This window comes from Rhizobium bangladeshense (assembly GCF_001662075.1).
Taxonomy (GTDB): Bacteria; Pseudomonadota; Alphaproteobacteria; order Rhizobiales; family Rhizobiaceae; genus Rhizobium; species Rhizobium bangladeshense_B.
Genome location: NZ_LYPL01000093.1, coordinates 1 through 1,119, shown reverse-complemented (window position 1 = coordinate 1,119; position 1,119 = coordinate 1). Strand labels below are relative to the sequence as shown.

The following is a 1,119-nucleotide window of genomic DNA, read 5'->3' as shown; positions in this document are numbered from 1 at the left end:
GTGTAGGTTCACGCCGAACTGCGACTTGCGCGTTGGACGCTAGCCGACACGTCGGATTTGCGCGAGTAGTTTCTTGCGAAAGACCTCCGCCGGGGTTCGGTAGCCCAAGCATTTCCGCGGTGTCGAGTTGAGCCGATCGCAGATGTCCTTCAGCTCGCCATCGGTGATCGACAGAGGATCCACCTCTCTCGAAAGCCATTTGCGAACGCGGCCATTGGTGTTCTCGACCGTGCCTTTCTGCCAAGGTGACTGTGGGTCACAGAACCAGGTCTGCGTTCCGATGCCAGCCTGCAGGTAGGGCCATTCGCTGAACTCGGTGCCACGGTCGAAGGTGATAGAGCGTCGAGCAGCGTGGGGCAGGGGTTGGAGCACCTCGATCAACCCGTCCATGATCGGCTTCGACTGCCGGTCGTTGTTGCGTAGGAAGACAGCAAAGCGGCTGACCCGCTCGACCAGTGAGGTCACGTTGGCCTTGCCGAACTTCTTGCGAAACTGGATGAGATCGCACTCCCAATGGCCGAACTGCTTGCGCTCGGCGACAGTATCGGGACGATGAAGGATGCTGAGTTCCGGGCTGAAGCGGCGACCGTGACGCCGGCGGGCGTGCCGCGGTCTGCGTCTCGCACGACGTTCCGGCAGGTGCCGCCACAATTTGATGGCCTGGCCGTCTGCGGAATAGGCGAACTTGTAGATCGTCTCGTAACTGATGCAGATTGGATGGCGCTCCAGCCGCATGCGGCCGGCGATCTGCTGTGGCGACCAGCCATGGATGATCCGTTCGATCACCGATTGGCGCACATGGGAGAACCGGGCGAGCTTGCGCAGCTTGGCTCTGCGCTCACGGGCCATCTCCTGGGCAGTCACGCAATAGTAGCCGCTCAGATCCGGCATTTGCCGGTCTTCAAAAGCATTCCGCTTGAGCTCGCGGAAAATCGTCGAGCGATGCCGGCCGAGCTTCTCGGCAATGACGGTGGCGCTCAGGCCGGCCGCTCGCCAGCGAGCGATCCTGCGACGTTCATCCATGTCGATCTGGGAGTAGGTGCGTCTCATCAGCCATTCCTTGCGAGTGATAACCCATTGGCATCTATCGCAAGTCGCACTTCATCCTTGAACCCACCC

The 1,119-nt window shown here is 60.8% G+C and carries 1 protein-coding gene; it reads right to left on the bottom strand.

Going from position 1 to position 1,119, the window contains the following annotated elements:
* Positions 1–39 precede the first annotated feature (39 nt).
* Positions 40–1,050 carry an IS30 family transposase gene (locus A7X77_RS31625; RefSeq protein ID WP_064686696.1) on the bottom strand — a complete coding sequence of 337 codons (1,011 nt, stop codon included), beginning with the start codon at positions 1,048–1,050 and terminating at the stop codon, positions 40–42.
* Between the last annotated feature and the right edge of the window lie 69 nt (positions 1,051–1,119).

Excerpts from the sequence above, each read along its gene's own strand:
- A7X77_RS31625 (WP_064686696.1), bottom strand. The coding sequence starts at position 1,050 with ATGAGACGCACCTACTCCCAGATCGACATGGATGAACGTCGCAGGATC.